This window comes from Promicromonospora sukumoe 327MFSha3.1 (genome assembly GCF_000385135.1).
Lineage (GTDB): Bacteria > Actinomycetota > Actinomycetes > Actinomycetales > Cellulomonadaceae > Promicromonospora > Promicromonospora sukumoe_B.
Map to the genome: position 1 here is coordinate 1,090,080 of NZ_ARQM01000011.1, position 16,717 is coordinate 1,106,796.

A 16,717-nucleotide genomic window follows, 5' to 3' on the forward strand; every position below is an offset into this window, starting at 1 on the left:
GAACCTCCACGTTGAGGTCGTGCCGCCCGAGGCGCTCCGATGCGCGGGGTCAGCCGGACATCTGCGGACATTAGGTGCGACCTGAATCACCTGTCAACAGTTCACCCACCCGGTTCCGGGTCGGGTGGGTTGACACGAGATGTCCGTCTCGGCCACTATCTCCGCAACCTGAATCGCCTCTCAGGTTTGGGCGACGGCGCCCGGCCGGACGAGCGGCGACGACTACCCGAAGAAGGGCAGAGTCATGCGGACGAGGAAGTCCCTCATGGCCGTCGCCGCCGCTGCGGTGACGGGCCTGGCGCTCGCGGCGTGCGCGCCGACCGGCGCGAGCAGCACCGGCGGCAGCGGCGACGGCGAGAACGCCGCGCCGATCGACGTCGGCATCGTGTACTCGGAGTCCGGGCCGCTCGCTGCCTACGGCGCGGCCTACAAGCAAGGTTTCGAGGCGGGCATCGACCACGCCACCGACGGCACCGGGACGGTGGCCGGCCACGAGCTCAACATCACCTTCCACGACGACGCGGGCGACCCCGAGAAGGCCGTCTCGCAGGCCAAGGACCTGATCGGCAAGGGCTACCAGATCCTGGGTGGCACCGTCGTCTCGGGCGTGGCACTGCCCCTGGCCGAGCAGGCCGAGCAGAACAAGGTCCTGTACGTGTCCGGCCCCGCGGCCGTGGACACGCTCACCGGCATCAACCGCTACACGTTCCGCAGCGGCCGGCAGTCCCTGCAGGACGTCGCCGCGGCGGGCACGTTCGTGGACCCGAAGGGTGCCAAGGTCGTGGTGTTCGCGCAGGACAACGCGTTCGGGCAGGGCAACCTGGCCGCCGTCGAGGGCGTGCTGGGCGGGCAGGGCGCCGAGGTCTCCTCGGTGCTGGTGCCCGAGGACGCCACGGAGTTCACGCCGTTCGCCAAGAAGGTGCTCGACGCCGAGGCGGACATGGTCTTCGTGGCCTGGGCCGGCGCCACGACCGGCGCGATGTGGCAGGGCCTGGACCAGCAGGGTGTGCTCGACGAGACCACCGTCGTGACCGGCCTGGGCGACGTGGCCACCTACGGCGCCTACGGGGACGCGGCCGAGAAGGTCAGCTTCCTGAACCACTACTTCCCTGGCGCGGCCGGGACCGAGACCGAGACCGCGATGCTCGACGCCGTCGAGGCGGCCGGCGGTACGCCCGACCTGTTCACGCCCGACGGCTTCGTGGCGGCGCAGATGATCGTGCACGCGGTCGAGGAGGGCGCCGGCGACGTCGAGGCCATGGTCGACGCGCTGGAGGGCTACACGTTCGAGGGCCCCAAGGGCGAGACCACGGTGCGGGCCTCGGACCACGCCCTGATCCAGCCGATGTACCAGGCCAAGCTGGTCAAGGACGGCGACACCTGGACGCCCGAGCTGGTCGAGGTCATCGACGGCGAGTCGGTCGCGCCGGCGGAGGTGTCCGAGTAGTGGCAAGGGGTGGCGAGCCGGTCCTGGAGACCGCAGGGCTCGGGCTGACGATCGGCGGGGCGCGGATCCTGACCGGGGTGGACCTCCGGGTGGGCCGCGGCGAGCTGGTCGGCGTGATCGGCCCCAACGGTGCGGGCAAGACCACGCTGTTCAACCTGATCAGCGGCCTGTACCGGCCCACGAGCGGCCGCGTGCTGCTGGACGGCCGGGACGTGACAGCGGCGTCCGTCGCGGTACGGGCGCGGGCCGGCCTCGGCCGGACCTTCCAGACGTCCAGCCTGTTCCCGCGGCTCTCCGTCGCGGAGAACGTCCGGCTCGCCACCCAGCGCCGCCTCGGCGGCAGCCTCTCGGTCCTGAGCTTCCCCCGGCGCGGCGACGCGGCGTCGGCGGAGGCGGCCGAGCACCTGGTCACGGTGGGCCTGACCCACCGGGCCGACGCCGCGGCCGGCGACCTCTCGCACGGCGACAAGCGCAAGCTGGAGATCGCCGTGCTGCTGGCGATGGACTCCTCGGTCGTCCTGCTGGACGAGCCGATGGCGGGCGTGGCCACCGGCGACGTGGCCGGGCTGGTCGAGGTGATCCGGTCCATCAACGAGTCCGGCCGGACCGTGCTCATGGTGGAGCACCACATGGACGTGGTGCTCGGCCTGGCCGACCGCGTCGCGGTGCTGCACCACGGCGAGTTGCTGACCTGTGACGTCCCGGAGCGGGTCATGGCGGACGAGACGGTGCAGTCGGCCTACCTGGGGACGACGGCGGGGAGCGCGGCATGAGCGGGTCGAACGTCCTGGAGGTCCGCGGGCTGTCCGCGCGGATCGCGGGCCAGGAGGTGGTGCACGACGTGTCGTTCGAGGTCCCTGCCTCGGGCGTCACCGCGGTGCTGGGCCGCAACGGCGTCGGCAAGACGTCCACGCTGCGCGCGATCCTGGGCCTCGTCGAGCGGTCGGGCGAGGTGCTGCTCGACGGCGTCCGCGTCGACGGCGAGCGCACGGACCGCATCGTCCGCCGCGGCGTCAGCTACGTGCCGGAGGACCGCGAGGTGTTCGCGGGCCTGACCGTGGCCGAGAACCTGCGGCTCGCGGAACGCGGCACGACGGCGCACGGCACCACGCCGGAACGCCGCGGGCTGGTCGACGCCCTGTTCCCGGACCTGGTCAAGCGCGCAGGCCAGCGCGCGGGCACGCTCTCGGGCGGGCAGCAGCAGATGGTGTCCCTGGCCCGGGCGCTGCTCAACGACAACCGGATCCTGCTCGTGGACGAGCCCACCAAGGGGCTGGCCCCGCGGATCGTGACCGAGGTGGCCGAGACGCTGGCCACGGCGGCGCTCACGGTGCCCGTGCTGCTCGTGGAGCAGAACCTCCAGGTGGTCGAGCGGCTCGCCGAGCGGGTCGTGGTGATCGACGCCGGACGCGTGGTGCACACGGGGCCGGCGCGGGAGCTGCTGGACGATCCCGAGCTGGTGCAGCGGTTGCTGGGGGTCTCGGCGGGCGGGGCCGGGGACGAGGTCTCGACAAGCTCGACCAGCGAAGAAGTGGAGGCCGGGCGATGAGCACCCTGATCCTCCTGATCGCCACCGGGCTCGGCCTGGGCGGGCTGTACTTCCTGGTCGCGTCAGGCCTGTCCCTGATCTACGGCCTGATGGGCGTGCTGAACTTCGCGCACGGCTCGTTCCTCACGCTCGGCGCGTTCGTCGGGCTCGCGGCCGGCAACCTCGTCGGTGCGGGCACCTGGGGCGGCCTGCTGCTCGGCCTCGTGGTGGGTGCGCTGACCGGCGCGGCCGCCGCGACCGTCACCGAGCTGGGCCTCATCCGGCCGCTGTACAACCGGCACATCGAGCAGGTGCTCGTCACCGTCGGGCTCTCGCTCGCCACCGTCGCCCTGTTCGAGGGCATCTGGGGGCCCAACCCCCGCAACGTCACGCGGCCCGGCTGGCTCGCCTCGACCACCGACGTGCTCGGCGCGCACGTGCCGAACACCGCGTTCCTCAACGTGCTCGCCGGGGCCGCGGTGCTCTGCGGCATCGTCGCGTTCCTGCGGTACACGCGGTACGGCCTGATCATCCGCGCGGGCGTGGAGAACCGGGCCATGGTGACGGCGCTCGGCATCGACGTGCGCCGCGCGTTCACGCTGGTGTTCGCCGTCGGCGGGGCGGCGGCCGGACTGGGCGGCGTGCTGGCCACGCAGTCGCTGAACTACGTCTCGCCCCACATGGGCGCGAGCCTGCTGATCTTCGCGTTCATCGTCACGGTGATCGGCGGCATGGGCTCGCTGACCGGAGCGGCGGTGGCGTCCGTCGTCGTCGCCGTGCTGCAGCAGCTCGCCAACTTCTACCTGAACAACACCGGCGACCTGATCGTCGTCCTGCTGCTGGCGCTCGTGCTGCTCGTGCGCCCGTCCGGACTGCTGGGGAGGCCCGCATGAACCGCACCCGAACCCTCCTGGCCGCGCTGGGCACGCTCGCGCTCCTGGCCTGCCTGCCGCTGCTCGCGATCCCGGTCCCGGGCGTGCTGCCCGGGTACACCTACGAGCCAGGCACGCTCCAGCTCCTCGCCCTGTGCTGGCTGACGGCGGCGCTCGCGCTGTCCTACAACCTGCTGTTCGGGGTGGCCGGGCTGATGAGCTTCGGGCACGCGCTCTACTTCGCGGCCGGGATCTACGGACTGGCCATCGTGCTCGACCGCACCGACGTGCCGCTCCTGCCCGCCGCCGCGCTCGTGCTCGTGGGCGGCGTGGCCCTCGCGTTCGTGGTGGGCGCCATCTCGCTGCGGGTCACCGGCATCTCGTTCGCCATGGTCACCCTCGCGTTCGCCCAGGCGGGCAACGTGCTGGTGCGCCGCGACCAGGGCGACCTGACCGGCGGCGAGGAGGGGCTCGCGCTCGCGACCGACGGCGTCCCGGCCGCCCTGGTCGGCGTCGTCAACACCCGCAACCTGTACTGGCTGGCGCTCGTCGTGCTGCTGCTCGTCTACCTGGTGGTGCTGTGGATCGAGCGCAGCCGGGCCGGGCACGTCGCCGCCGCGGTGCGGGAGAACGAGGTGCGCGTGCGCATCATCGGCGGCCGCCCCTACCTGACCAAGCTCGTGGTGTTCGTGCTGGCGGCGTCGCTCGCCACCGTCGTCGGGATGGCGTACCTGCTGCTGCAGTCCGGCGCGTCGCCCGCGACGTCGACCGCGGACTTCACGCTGACGCTCCTGGTCATGGTCGTGCTCGGCGGCGTCGGGTCGCGCTGGGGCGCCGTCGTCGGCGCCGTGCTCTACACGCTGCTGGACCAGCGGCTGGCCGAGCTCGCGCACTCCGAGGCGGTGGCCGGCCTGCCGGCCGTGCTGCGCATCCCGCTGTCGGAGCCGATGTTCCTGCTGGGCACGTGCTTCGTGCTGGTCGTGCTGTTCCTGCCGGGCGGGCTGGCGGGCGCGGCGCAGCGGCTGGCGGCGCGGCGCCGTCCGGCGCCCGAGGGGGCGGCCGCATGAGCGACCTGCACACGCTCGGCCGGTGGCCGCGCGACCGTGCCCTCGCGACGCCCGACCGCGTCGCCGTCGACGACCGCGGCGTCACCCTGACCTACCGCGCCCTGGACGCCCGGGCGACGGCGCTCGCGGCCCGGCTGCTCGACGCCGGCTACGGCGTGGGCGACCGGATCGCGACGGTGACCGGGAACAGCTCCGACCAGGTGGTGCTGTTCTTCGCCTGCGCCAAGGCCGGGCTGGTGCTCGCGCCGCTGTCGTGGCGGCTGTCGCCGCACGAGCTCGCGGCCCAGCTCGACCAGGCCGACCCCGCGCTCGTGCTGGTCGAGGAGGAGTGCGGCACCCTCGCGGACGCCGCGCTCGAACGGCTGCCGCTGCCGCCGTCGCGCACGGCGCTGGGGCCGCACGGCGTGGAGGCGCGCGTGCCCCCGCCCACGCGGCGCCGCACGGACCTGGCCGCGCCGCCCGCCGGAGGCCCTGGCCGCGAGGTGGCCGACGACGACCCGCTGCTGCTGGTGTTCACCTCGGGCACGGGCGGCACCTCGCGCGGCGCGCTGCTGACGCACGCGAACTGTTTCTGGAACAACCTCTCGCTGTCCCGGACGGTCGAGCTGACCAGCACCGACGTGGTGCTCTCCGTGCTGCCGCAGTTCCACGTGGGCGGCTGGAACATCCAGCCGCTGCTGGCCTGGTGGACGGGCGCGACGGTGGTGCTGGAGCGCACGTTCGAGCCCGAGCGCGTGCTGCGCCTGGTGGCCGATCGCCGGGTGACCACCATGATGGGCGTGCCCACGAACTACCTGCTGCTCGCGGAGCACCCCGGGTTCGCGGCGGCCGACCTGAGCTCGCTGCGGCACGCGGTCGTCGGCGGCGCGCCCATGCCGGAGCCGCTGCTGCGCGCCTGGCACCGGCGCGGGGTGGCGCTCACCCAGGGCTACGGCCTCACCGAGGCCGGCCCCAACGTGCTCTGCCTGCCCGACGACGTGGCGCGCGACCGCGTGGGCTCCGCCGGCGTGCCCTACCCGCACGTCGAGGTTGCGGTGGCCGACCCGGTCACCGGCGAGCACCTCGCGGGCACCGCCGTCGGCGAGCTGCTGGTGCGCGGACCGAGCGTGTTCGCGGGCTACTTCCGGGAGCCGGAGGCCACGGCGGCGTCGTTCGCGCGCGGCTGGCTGCGCACCGGTGACCTGGTGGAACGCGATGCCGACGGGTACTACCGCGTGGTGGACCGGCTCAAGGACGTGTTCATCACGGGCGGCGAGAACGTCACGCCCGCCGAGGTGGAGGCGGCGCTGCGCCGGCATCCCGCGGTGGCGGACGCCGCCGTCGTCGGCGTGCCCGACGATCGCTGGGGCGAGGTGGGCCACGCGTTCGTGGTCCCGCGCGGCGGGCAGCTGACCGACGCGGAGGACCTGGCCGCCTTCTGCCGCCGCGAGCTGGCGGGGTTCAAGGTGCCCCGGCACTTCGATCTCGTGCCCGACCTGCCACGCTCGTCCCTGAACAAGGTGGTGCGCTCCGCGCTCCACGTACGCCCTGCCGAGGAGGCCCGGTGAGCACCATCTCTCAGCCCATGACCAAGGGGGAGCGCACCCGCGCGCGCATCCTCGTCGCCGCCGAGCGGGTGTTCGCCGAGCTCGGCTTCCACGACGCCTCGATCGTCAAGATCACCGAGGCGGCCGGCGTGGGGCAGGGCACGTTCTACCTGTACTTCGCGTCGAAGATCGAGGTCTTCGACGAGGTGGTCGAGGACCTGAACCGGCGCGTGCGGCACGCCATGATCGAGGCGTCCTCGCAGGCCGGCACGCGCATCGAGGCCGAGCGGGCGGGCTTCCGCGCGTTCTTCGAGTTCACGGCCGAGCACCCGGCGCTGTACCGGATCGTGCGTCAGGCCGAGTTCGTGTCGCCGGGCGCGCTGCGCCTGCACTACACGCGGATCGTCGAGGGCTATCGCGACGGCCTCGCCAAGGCGCAGGCGGCGGGGGAGGTCGGCGACATCGACCCGGAGGTGGCCGCGTGGGCCCTGATGGGCATCGGCGAGATCGTCGGGATGCGCTGGGTCCTGTGGGGCCCCGACGTCGCCCCCGGCGGTCCGACGTCGGCCGTCCCTCCCGAGGTGTTCGACCAGGCGATGACGTTCATCGAGCGGGCGCTGGCGCCCGGCAGGACCGAGGAGGAGGGGCGTTCATGAGCATCGTCGACCAGGTCGAGGGGACCGGCTCGCACACCTACACCACGCACGACGTCGCGGTGGCGGGCGGCACGCTGCGGGTGGGCGTCTGGGAGCCGACGGCGGCCGCGGCGACCGGCGTGCCGCAGCCCCCGGTCGTGCTGGTGCACGGCATCACGGCCTCGCACCGGGCCTGGCCTGCCGTGGTCGAGGCGCTACCGGGACGCCGCGTGATCGCGCCCGACCTGCGCGGCCGCGGGCGCAGCAACGGCCTGCCGGGCCCGTACGGCATGGCGGCCCACGCCGACGACGTCGCCGCCGCGGTGCGCGAGCTCGCCGGCGGCCCGGCCGTCGTCGTCGGGCACTCGATGGGCGGGTTCGTCTCGCTCGTGCTGACGCACCGCCACCCGGACCTGGTGGATCGGCTCGTGCTGGTCGACGGTGGGCTGCCGATCCCGCTGCCGCCGGGCGTGCCCGCCGGCGCGACGCCCGACGAGCTGGTGCGGGCCCTGCTCGGCCCCGCGATCGAGCGGCTGAGCCAGGAGTTCCCGAGCCGCGAGGCGTACCGCGAGTTCTGGCGGGCGCACCCCGCGTTCGGCGAGTGGACGCCCGTGGTGGAGCAGTACGTGGACTACGACCTGGCGGAGTTCCCGGCAGCGCCCGGGAGCGAGGGTGGTCCGGTGCTCCGCCCGGCGACGTCGCCCGACGCCGTCGCCGCCGACTCGGCGGACTCCGCCCGCGGCGCCGCGCTGCCCGCCGCCCTGGCCTGGGCCGCCGGGACCGGGCTGCCGATCACGTTCCTGCGGGCGCCGCGCGGGCTGCTCGACCAGCCGGGCGGGATGTACCCGGCGGGGACCGTCGCCGAGTGGGCGGGGCGGCTGCCGGGGCTGGCGGCGAGCGAGGTGGCGGGCGTGAACCACTACACGATCATCATGGCGGAGCCGGGGGTGGCTGCGGTCGTGGCCGCCGTCGGCTGAGCCCGCCGGAAAGCTGCGGTCAGGCCTCCGGCCGCAGGCCCAGCATCCGGTCCCGCTGCCGGTTCATCTCGTCGACCAGCACCTGCACCACGGCCGTCACGGCCGGCCGGCGCCACGACTCGCTGCGGATCACCGCCCAGTACGGCAGGCGCTCGGTGACCTCGTCGGGCAGCAGCCGCACGAGGTCGTCGTGCCGGTCGGCCATGAAGCACGGCAGGAACCCGAGCCCGGCCCCGGCGCGCGTGGCCTCGACGTGCACGAACACGTTGGTGGAGGCCAGTGCGTCCGGCATGCCGGGCACCAGGCGGCGGGGCGCGTCGAGGTCGTTGACCTGGAGCATCGAGTCGACGAAGTAGACCAGGCCGTGCCGCGACATCTCCTCGACCGTGGTGGGCGTGCCGTGCCGCGCCAGGTAGTCCCGCGAGCCGTACATGCCGAGCACGTACTCACCGAGGCGGACGGCCTTGGCCCGCTGCACGTTCGGATCGCCGACCACGACGTCGACGTCGACCCCCGAGCGGTGGTGTGTCGCCACGCGCGTGACCGTCACGAGCTCGACCGACAGCTCCGGGTGCGAGCCCCGCAGCCGCGCGATGGCGGGGGAGGCCACGTAGGCGCTGAACCCGTCGGTCGCCGTCATGCGCACGACGCCGGTGACCGGGTCGGCCTCGGTGTCGCCCCCGACGAGCCGGTCCACGGCGTCCGACACGGCCTCGCCCGCCCGCGCCGCGCGGCGGCCGAGCGTCGTCAGCTCCCAGCCGTCCGCACCCTTGACGAGGAGGCGCCCGCCGAGGGCGCGCTCCAGCGCCGTGATGTTCCGGGCGACTGTGGTGTGGTTGACGCCGAGCGCGCGGGCCGCCGTCGTGTAGCGGCCGGTGCGGGCCACGGCCAGCAGCACCAGGAGCTGGTCGGCCACCTGGCCGGCCGGCGGGTCGTTGCGGGCTGACATGCCGCGACCGTACCAAGTGTGCATTCGTGCACACCGCCTCTGCCCAGTTCGTCATTGCTGCGCACACTGCTCGCCGGGAACACTCGGGCGGGTCACAGGTGGCCGACGGCGCGGACCGCGCTCCCGGCCGCACCCCGTGTCAGAGTCGACACCTAGGAGCAGCAGCATGTCCGCACAGCCACGCACCCAGGCACCGGACGACCGGTCGCTGATCAGGCGCATCGTCGCCGCCTCGATGGCCGGCACCGTCGTCGAGTGGTACGACTTCTTCCTCTACGCGACCGCCGCCGCGCTCGTGTTCAACAAGGTGCTCATGCCCGAGACGGGCAACGCCTACGACGCGATCATCGCCGCGTTCGTCACCTACGCCGTCGGCTTCCTCGCCCGGCCGCTGGGCGGCATCATCTTCGGCCACCTGGGCGACAAGCTCGGGCGCAAGTACACCCTGCAGTTCACGATCGTGCTGATCGGCGTGGCGACCGTGCTCATGGGCTGCCTGCCCACGTTCCAGCAGGTCGGCTTCCTCGCCCCGGCGCTGCTCGTGATCCTGCGCTTCGTGCAGGGCGTGGCGCTCGGCGGCGAGTGGGGCGGCGCCGTGCTGCTCGTCGCGGAGCACAGCCGCGACGACGAGCGGGCCCGCTGGACGGCGTGGCCGCAGGCCGGCGTGCCCGCGGGCAACCTGCTCGCGACCGTCGTGCTCTACACGATGTCGGCCACCCTGACGGACGCGGCGTTCCTGGCCTGGGGCTGGCGCGTGGCGTTCTGGCTGTCGGCCGTGGTGATCGTCGTGGGCTACTACGTGCGCACCCGCGTCTCGGACGCCCCCATCTACGAGGAGGCCAAGGCCGAGATCGAGGAGGGCGACAAGGGCTACGGCGTGCTCGAGGTCATCAAGCGCTACCCGCGCGGCGTGCTCACCGGCATGGGCCTGCGGTTCGCCGAGAACATCCTGTACTACCTCGTGGTCAGCTTCTCGATCGTCTACCTCGGCACCGCGCTCGGCATGGACACCACGCGCATCCTCGGTGTGGTCGCTGCCGCCCACGCGTTCCACTTCGTGGTGATCCTCGCCGTCGGGCGCCTCGCCGACCGCGTGGGCCGCAAGCCGCTGTACATCACGGGCGCCGTGCTCGGCGCGACCTGGTGCTGGTTCGCCTTCCCGGCGATGGACACCAAGAATGCCTGGGTCATCCTGGCCGTGCTCATGGCCGGCCTGCTGTTCCACGCGCTGATGTACGCCGTGCAGCCCGCGATCATGGCCGAGATGTTCCCGACCCGGATGCGGTACTCCGGCGTCTCCATCAGCTACCAGGTGACCTCGATCGTCGCGGGCTCCCTCGCGCCGATCCTCGCCACCACCTGGCTCAAGAACACCGGCTCCTGGTGGCCCACCGCCGTCTACATGGCGATCGCGGCCCTCATCACCCTGGTCGCGGCCATCGCGCTGCGCGAGACCAAGGGGGCGTCCCTGCACGCGCTCGACGCCGAGGACCAGGCCCGCGAGCGGGCGCTCGCCGAGGGCCGCTCGTGAGCGGCGCGCTCGACGGCCGCCGGGCGCTGGTGACGGGCGGCGCCGGCGGCATCGGCGCCGCGTGCGCCCGGGAGCTGGCCGCGCGCGGCGCGCACGTGACCGTCGCGGACGTGGACGGCGCCGGCGCCAAGGCACTCGCCGAGGAGGTGGGCGGCGAGGCGTGGGTGGTCGACCTGTCCGACACCCGGGCGCTCGACGACCTGCGGCTGGACACGGACGTGCTGGTGAACAACGCGGGCATCCAGCGGGTCAGCCCGATCCAGGACTTCGTGCCGGACGACTTCCGGCTGGTCCAGCGAATCATGCTGGAGGCGCCGTTCCTGCTGGTCCGGGCCGCCCTGCCCGGCATGTACGCCCGGGGCTGGGGGCGGGTGGTCAACATCTCGTCGGTGCACGGGCTGGTGGCCTCGCCGTACAAGTCGGCGTACGTGGCGGCCAAGCACGGGCTGGAGGGGCTGTCCAAGGTGACGGCCCTGGAGGGCGGCGAGCACGGCGTGACCAGCGTGTGCGTCAACCCCGGCTACGTGCGCACGCCCCTGGTGGAGAAGCAGATCGCCGAGCAGGCCAAGGTGCACGGCATCCCGGAGTCCGAGGTGATGGCCAAGGTCATGCTCGCGGAGTCCGCGGTCAAGCGGCTCGTGGAGCCGAGCGAGGTGGCCGCACTGGTCGGCTGGCTCACGGGCCCGGACGCCGCCATGGTGTCCGGCGCCTCGTGGGCCGTCGACGGCGGCTGGAGCGCACGGTGAGGTGCTGCCCGGCGGCGCGCCGGGAGTGTGACACTGGCACATGGCATGACCTGCCAGGACTGACGTGATGGAGGAGTCGATGATGACTGGAGCACGCACCGGGTTCGACAAGGTGGTCGCCAGCGCGGCCGAGGCGGTGGCCGACATCCCGGACGGCGCCTCGCTGGCCGTGGGCGGGTTCGGCCTGTGCGGCAACCCGATCGCCCTGATCGAGGCGCTGCTGGCGCAGGGCACCAGCGGCCTGTCGGTGGTCAGCAACAACTGCGGCGTGGACGACTGGGGCCTCGGCGTGCTGCTCAACGCGCAGCGCATCGCCAAGATGACCAGCTCGTACGTGGGTGAGAACAAGGAGTTCGAGCGCCAGTTCCTCTCGGGCGAGCTCGAGCTGGAGCTCACCCCGCAGGGCACGCTCGCCGAGAAGCTCCGCGCCGGCGGCGCGGGCATCGCGGCCTTCTTCACGCGCACGGGCGTGGGCACCCAGGTGGCCGACGGCGGCCTGCCCCGCAGGTACGACGGCGCGGGCGGCGTGGTGATCGCGTCCCCGGCCAAGGAGGTGCGCACCTTCGGGGACTCCGACGCCGAGTACGTGCTGGAGGAGGCCATCAGCACCGACTTCGCGCTGGTGCACGCGCTGCGGGGCGACCGGCACGGGAACCTCGTGTTCAACAGGTCCGCGCGCAACTTCTCGCCGCTCGCCGCGATGGCGGGGCGGGTCTGCATCGCCCAGGTCGAGGAGCTCGTCGAGCCGGGGGAGATCGACCCGGACAGCGTGCACCTGCCGGGTGTGTACGTGCACCGGGTGGTGCACGTCGGCACGGACATCGAGAAGCGGATCGAGCGGCGCACGGTGACGGAGCCCGCGTCGTCGGGCACGCCGTCGGGCACCTCGACGAGCAAGGAGGGCTGAACCATGGCACTGACGCGACAGGAGATGGCCGCGCGCGCCGCGCGCGAGCTGGCCGACGGCATGTACGTGAACCTGGGCATCGGGCTGCCGACGCTCGTGCCGAACTACGTGCCGGCCGACCGGCACCTGGTGCTGCAGTCCGAGAACGGGATCCTCGGGGTGGGCCCGTACCCCACCGAGGACGCCGTCGACCCGGACCTGATCAACGCGGGCAAGGAGACCGTCACCCTGCTCCCCGGCTCGTCGATCTTCGACTCCGCGACGTCGTTCGGCATGATCCGGGGCGGCAAGATCGACGCCGCGATCCTCGGCGGCATGCAGGTCTCGGCCACGGGCGACCTGGCCAACTGGATGATCCCCGGCAAGATGGTCAAGGGCATGGGCGGGGCGATGGACCTCGTGCACGGCGCGGGCCGCGTGATCGTGCTGATGGAGCACGTGGCGCGCGACGGGTCGCCGAAGATCCTGCGCGAGTGCTCGCTGCCGCTCACCGGCAAGGGCGTGGTGAACCGGATCATCACCGACCTGGCGGTGCTCGACGTGACGCCGTCCGGCCTGGTGCTGCGCGAGCTCGCGCCCGGGGTGACGGCCGAGGAGGTCGTGGAGAAGACGGAGCCGGAGCTCGCCGTCGAGCTGGTCGGTTCCGCGGGCTGAGCCCGCGCGCGACCGGTGTGCCCGCGACCGCTGGGCTCACCGGTGAATCCGGGGGATACGCTGGGAAGAACGGCCAAAGGAGGTCTCATGAGTGACGCATTTGCTGCTCCGACGGGTGCCACGAGCACCGGTCCGGGCGCCACAGGTTCGGGCGCGACACACAGCGCCGACGACGTGGTGATCGTCTCGGCGGCGCGGACGCCGCAGGGTCGGCTGAAGGGCTCGCTGTCCGCGCTCAGCGCGGTCGACCTGGGCGCCGTCGCGGCGCGCAAGGCGCTGGAGGGCGCGGGGGCGCTCGCGGCCGACGTCGACAAGGTGGTCTTCGGCCAGGTGATCCAGGCGGGCGCGGGGCAGAACCCCGCGCGGCAGACGGCGGTGGCCGCCGGCGTGTCCTGGGAGGTACAGGCCGTGACGGTGAACAAGGTCTGCCTGTCGGGGCTGACGTCGATCATCGACGGCGCCCGGCTGCTGCGCACCGGCGAGGCGGCCGTGGTGCTGGTGGGCGGGCAGGAGTCGATGACGAACGCCCCGCACATCCTGGCCGGCGCGCGGTCCGGGTTCGGCTACGGCTCGGCCGAGCTGGCGGACTCCGTGGCGCACGACGCCCTGACCGACGCGTTCGACGACGTCTCCATGGGCATCTCGACGGAGGAGCACAACTCCGGCGACGTGTTCGTCTCCCGCGAGGAGCAGGACGAGATCGCGGCGGCGTCGCACCAGCGGGCGGCGGCCGCGGCCAAGGACGGCGTGTTCGAGGCGGAGCTGGCGCCGGTCTCGGTGCCGCAGCGCCGCGGCGACCCCGTCGAGGTGCGCACCGACGAGGGTGTCCGGCCCGACACGACGCCCGAGTCGCTCGCGCGGCTGCGCCCGGCGTTCAAGAGCGACGGGACGCTGACGGCGGGCAACTCGTCGCAGATCTCGGACGGTGCCGCGGCGCTCGTGCTCACCACGCGTGCCCGGGCCGAGGCGGCCGGCGTGCCGGTGCTCGCGACGGTGCGCTCGCACGGCCAGGTGGCCGGGCCCGACAACTCGCTGCACTCCCAGCCGGCCCGGGCGATCACGCAGGCGCTGGAGCGCGAGGGCTGGTCGGCGTCCGACCTGGACCTCGTCGAGATCAACGAGGCGTTCGCCGTGGTGGTCGGGGTGTCCGCGAAGGAGCTGGGCGTGCCGCTCGACATCGTCAACGTGCACGGTGGTGGTATCGCGCTGGGGCACCCCGTGGGGGCGTCCGGTGCGCGCATCGCGGTGCACGCGGCGCACGAGCTGGCCCGGCGCGGCGGAGGCCGCGCCGCCGTCGGCCTGTGCGGCGGCGGTGGCCAGGGCGAGGCGCTGCTGCTGGAGGTGTGAGGTCACCTCGCTGGTCGAGCTTGTCGAGACCTCACCAGGTCTCGACAAGCTCGACCGGCGGGGCCGTCAGTGGGACTCGCGGTCCTTGGCGTCGCCGATGTAGTCGCGGACGTCGTCGGGCAGGCCGTCGAGGTTCATGTCCGGCGTCCGGGCCCGCCGGGCGTCGTGCCGCAGCGCCACACCGCCGAGGATCGCCGCGAGCACCGACGCGCCGAGGATGGCGATCTTGGCGCCGTCGGTGTGCTCGGAGTCGCCGAAAGACAGCTCGCTGATCAGCAGGGACACGGTGAACCCGATGCCCGCCAGCAGGCCGACGGGCAGCAGGTCGCGCACCCCGATGCCCTGCGGCAGCCGGAGCGGCGTGATCCGGGTGACCAGCGCGGTGGTGCCCAGCACGCCGACGAGCTTGCCGAGGATCAGCCCGGCGGCGATCGCCGCGACGACGGGCTGGCCGATCACCGCGCCCGGGCCGGCGCCGTCGACGAGGGACACCCCGGCGGCGAAGAAGGCGAACACGGGCAGGGCGAAGCCCGACGAGATCGGCTTGATCCGATGCTCGTACCGGGTGGTGCGCGACGTCGGCTCGCCGTGCAGCGCGACGGCCGGGACCGTGAAGCCGAGCAGCACACCCGCGATCGTGGCGTGCACGCCGGACGCGTGCATCAGGGCCCAGGCCACGACCGCGAGCGGCAGCAGCACGAACCATCGCGGCCTGCGGCTGCGCACGTGCCAGCCGAAGAGCGCGACGCAGACGAGCGTGCCGAGCAGCGCGAGCCAGTGGATCTCGCTGGTGTAGAAGATCGCGATGACGACGATGGCCAGCAGGTCGTCCACGACGGCGAGCGTGAGCAGGAACGTGCGGATCGCCGCCGGCAGGCCGCGGCCGAAGATCGCCAGCACTCCCACCGCGAACGCGATGTCGGTGGCGGTGGGGATGGCCCAGCCGTGCAGGGCGCCCGGCTCTCCCAGGAGCAGCAGGGTGACGGTGTAGATCACCGCGGGCACGGCCATCCCGCCGACGGCCGCGATCATGGGGACGCCGGCTTCCTTGGGGTTGCGCAGGCTGCCCGCCACGAACTCCTGCTTGAGCTCGACGCCGACCACGAAGAAGAAGATGGCGAGCAGCCCGTCCGCGGCCCAGGTGGCGAGCGAGAGGTCGAGGTGCACGGGCAGCGGCCCGATCGCGGCCGGCCCCACGACGGCGTCGGACAGCGCCTGGTAGGACTCCCGCCAGGGGGAGTTGGCCCACAACAGCGCGACGAACGCGGCTCCGATCAGCAGCGCGCCGCCGGTCGTCTCGCGGGAGAGCCAGGTGCGCAGGCGCTGGGCCCGGGTGCGGGTGGGTGCAGGGGTCGAACCGGTCAACGGTTGTCCTCTCGGGTGCGGGGTCGGCTGACTCGGACCGGTCGACCCGGTCCACGCCGACCAGACTTCCCGGCACTCCCTGGGCCACACCCTACCCGGGCGGCTCCTGGCGGCGTCCGGGCACCGGGCGCGGTGTGGGCCGGACCGCCTGCCTAGGCGGGCTTCGTGCAGGCCGCGCGCAGCTTGGTGACCGTGTTCCAGTTCCGGGCGGTGGTCGGCGCCCCGACGGCGCGGTCGATGATCTTCGGGGTCAGCTTCGACCGGCCGATCCCGTCCACGTAGTGCACGTACAGCACGCCGGCGGCCGTCGCGAGCATCTCCCGGCCGGGGCTGGCCAGGTCGAGCTTGGCGATGCCCGCTTCGTCCAGGTCGCCGAACGGCACGTGCACCTGCAGGTGGGACGGGTCGTCCTTGGCGGCGGCGGGGAAGGGGTTGGCCGCGGCGATCGCGTCCAGCCGCTCGGCGCTCAGCCCGACGGCGCTGACCTCCTGGCCGATCCGGGCCGTGAGCTTCTCCTGCACCAGGCGCGCGACGTCGTCGGCCCCGCTCGCGCCGGAGGCGCCCGTCGTGACCACGAGGTTGCCGCTGTTGAGCAGCGTGCGGGCGTCGGCGAGACCTGCGTCGTCGGCGGCCCCGCGTAGGTCGGCGGACGTCACGCGCAAGCCGGGTCCGATGTTCACGGCGCGGAGCAGGACGGCGAAGTAGGCCATGCGACCATCCTGCCGCCTGGGTGCGCCACTCTGCGAGTTTTGCCGTCTCTTGAACCAAAAATCAAGCTATTGCCACCATGTGAACAGTTCGTGACAACTTGCGACCCGCCGGGGCGAGGGTCTGGTCATGAGATGGCCGGGCGCGTAGTTTCCACCTCAGGGACGGCACCCAGTCGCCCCTTCGGGAGGCCAACCTATGGAGTGCTCGCTCCGTGGAGAAGGGCCGGCCCCGGCTCTGCGCCACGCCGCGGCGCACCGAGTCGGTCGCTCGGCCCATCCACCAGCCCCGGTTCGCCCGGGTCGGTTCCGCCGGCAGGCGGTACCCGCCAGGTAGCGACGAGGCTGTCACGGCGTTTCGGCGCCGGAGGGAGAACCGCAGTGAGCCATTCCGCAAACACCACCCGTCAGTCCGACCAGAGTGCCGACGCCGCCCCCGGCCCGGCAGGTGACGAACGC

At 73.2% G+C, this 16,717-nt stretch carries 16 protein-coding genes; 13 read left to right on the forward strand and 3 right to left on the reverse strand.

Features of this window, described 5'->3' with window-relative positions; genetic code table 11:
• Positions 1-244: 244 nt before the first annotated feature.
• From H291_RS0118630 to H291_RS0118665, 8 genes are read left to right on the forward strand one after another with little or no spacing between them, the layout of a single operon-like run.
• Positions 245-1,447 carry a substrate-binding domain-containing protein gene (locus tag H291_RS0118630; protein WP_026365900.1) on the forward strand — a complete coding sequence of 401 codons (1,203 nt, stop codon included), beginning with the start codon at positions 245-247 and terminating at the stop codon, positions 1,445-1,447.
• A complete protein-coding gene (locus tag H291_RS0118635) occupies positions 1,447-2,220 on the forward strand; it encodes an ABC transporter ATP-binding protein (RefSeq protein WP_020016528.1) in 774 nt (257 codons plus the stop codon). The genes H291_RS0118630 and H291_RS0118635 overlap by 1 nt, the downstream gene beginning before the upstream one ends.
• The gene (locus tag H291_RS0118640; protein ID WP_020016529.1) at positions 2,217-2,996 is read left to right on the forward strand and encodes an ABC transporter ATP-binding protein; all 780 of its coding nucleotides are present in this window, start codon (positions 2,217-2,219) and stop codon (positions 2,994-2,996) included. The genes H291_RS0118635 and H291_RS0118640 overlap by 4 nt, the downstream gene beginning before the upstream one ends.
• A complete protein-coding gene (locus H291_RS0118645) occupies positions 2,993-3,868 on the forward strand; it encodes a branched-chain amino acid ABC transporter permease (RefSeq protein WP_020016530.1) in 876 nt (291 codons plus the stop codon). The genes H291_RS0118640 and H291_RS0118645 overlap by 4 nt, the downstream gene beginning before the upstream one ends.
• On the forward strand, positions 3,865-4,914 hold the full coding sequence (locus H291_RS30765) for a branched-chain amino acid ABC transporter permease (protein WP_020016531.1): 1,050 nt from the start codon (positions 3,865-3,867) through the stop codon (positions 4,912-4,914). The genes H291_RS0118645 and H291_RS30765 overlap by 4 nt, the downstream gene beginning before the upstream one ends.
• Positions 4,911-6,461 carry a class I adenylate-forming enzyme family protein gene (locus tag H291_RS0118655; RefSeq protein WP_020016532.1) on the forward strand — a complete coding sequence of 517 codons (1,551 nt, stop codon included), beginning with the start codon at positions 4,911-4,913 and terminating at the stop codon, positions 6,459-6,461. The genes H291_RS30765 and H291_RS0118655 overlap by 4 nt, the downstream gene beginning before the upstream one ends.
• A 17-nt stretch (positions 6,462-6,478) precedes the next feature.
• The gene (locus H291_RS0118660) at positions 6,479-7,096 is read left to right on the forward strand and encodes a TetR/AcrR family transcriptional regulator (RefSeq protein ID WP_020016533.1); all 618 of its coding nucleotides are present in this window, start codon (positions 6,479-6,481) and stop codon (positions 7,094-7,096) included.
• Positions 7,093-8,052 carry an alpha/beta fold hydrolase gene (locus H291_RS0118665; RefSeq protein WP_020016534.1) on the forward strand — a complete coding sequence of 320 codons (960 nt, stop codon included), beginning with the start codon at positions 7,093-7,095 and terminating at the stop codon, positions 8,050-8,052. The genes H291_RS0118660 and H291_RS0118665 overlap by 4 nt, the downstream gene beginning before the upstream one ends.
• Before the next feature lie 19 nt (positions 8,053-8,071).
• On the opposite strand, the gene H291_RS0118670 is transcribed toward H291_RS0118665, so the two are convergent.
• Positions 8,072-9,001 carry a LysR family transcriptional regulator gene (locus H291_RS0118670; RefSeq protein WP_020016535.1) on the reverse strand — a complete coding sequence of 310 codons (930 nt, stop codon included), beginning with the start codon at positions 8,999-9,001 and terminating at the stop codon, positions 8,072-8,074.
• Positions 9,002-9,167: 166 nt separating this feature from the next.
• Between H291_RS0118670 and H291_RS0118675 the strand changes: the two genes are divergently transcribed.
• The 5 genes from H291_RS0118675 (at position 9,168) to H291_RS0118695 (ending at position 14,186) form a co-directional block, all read left to right on the forward strand.
• The gene (locus H291_RS0118675) at positions 9,168-10,532 is read left to right on the forward strand and encodes an MFS transporter (RefSeq protein WP_020016536.1); all 1,365 of its coding nucleotides are present in this window, start codon (positions 9,168-9,170) and stop codon (positions 10,530-10,532) included.
• Entirely contained in the window at positions 10,529-11,278 is a 750-nt protein-coding gene (locus H291_RS0118680; RefSeq protein WP_020016537.1) for a 3-hydroxybutyrate dehydrogenase, read from the forward strand. The genes H291_RS0118675 and H291_RS0118680 overlap by 4 nt, the downstream gene beginning before the upstream one ends.
• A gap of 82 nt (positions 11,279-11,360) precedes the next feature.
• Positions 11,361-12,185 carry a CoA transferase subunit A gene (locus tag H291_RS0118685; RefSeq protein ID WP_051109547.1) on the forward strand — a complete coding sequence of 275 codons (825 nt, stop codon included), beginning with the start codon at positions 11,361-11,363 and terminating at the stop codon, positions 12,183-12,185.
• A 3-nt stretch (positions 12,186-12,188) separates the two neighbouring features.
• Positions 12,189-12,839: a CoA transferase subunit B gene (locus H291_RS0118690; protein WP_026365903.1), complete on the forward strand. Its 651-nt coding sequence runs from the start codon at positions 12,189-12,191 to the stop codon at positions 12,837-12,839.
• A gap of 87 nt (positions 12,840-12,926) precedes the next feature.
• Positions 12,927-14,186 (forward strand): acetyl-CoA C-acyltransferase, encoded by a 1,260-nt coding sequence (locus H291_RS0118695; protein WP_084468214.1) that lies wholly within the window; start codon positions 12,927-12,929, stop codon positions 14,184-14,186.
• A 66-nt stretch (positions 14,187-14,252) separates the two neighbouring features.
• Here H291_RS0118695 and nhaA read toward each other — a convergent pair whose 3' ends face one another.
• Together nhaA and H291_RS0118705 are read right to left on the reverse strand one after the other, a co-directional pair.
• Positions 14,253-15,551 (reverse strand): Na+/H+ antiporter NhaA, encoded by a 1,299-nt coding sequence (gene nhaA / locus H291_RS0118700; protein ID WP_020016541.1) that lies wholly within the window; start codon positions 15,549-15,551, stop codon positions 14,253-14,255.
• A 152-nt stretch (positions 15,552-15,703) separates the two neighbouring features.
• A complete protein-coding gene (locus H291_RS0118705) occupies positions 15,704-16,261 on the reverse strand; it encodes a DUF1697 domain-containing protein (RefSeq protein ID WP_020016542.1) in 558 nt (185 codons plus the stop codon).
• Positions 16,262-16,717: the final 456 nt, after the last annotated feature.